The 206-nt window shown below is 77.7% G+C and carries 1 protein-coding gene; it reads left to right on the top strand.

What is annotated here, in order from left to right:
* The coding region (locus OWC43_RS23275; RefSeq protein ID WP_393958658.1) for an ATP-binding cassette domain-containing protein at positions 1–206 on the top strand (206 nt) is incomplete at both ends.

Raw genomic sequence — 206 nt, 5'->3', positions numbered from 1 at the left:
GCCGCCGTGGCCGGATCGCGCCTCGCGGTCGAGGCCGTCTCGCACGCCTTCGACATCCGCGGCACGGCGCTGCCCGTGCTCGACCGCATCTCGCTCGACGTGGCGCCGGGCGGCTTCGTGGCCCTGCTCGGCCCCTCCGGCTGCGGCAAGTCCACCCTGTTGCGCCTCGTCGCCGGGCTGGAGCCGCCGGAGGCGGGCCGCATCGC

This window comes from Methylorubrum sp. POS3, assembly GCF_043352485.1.
Lineage (GTDB): Bacteria > Pseudomonadota > Alphaproteobacteria > Rhizobiales > Beijerinckiaceae > Methylobacterium > Methylobacterium suomiense.
Note: the sequence above shows the minus strand (reverse complement) of the source record. Positions and strands in the feature narration are given on the sequence as shown.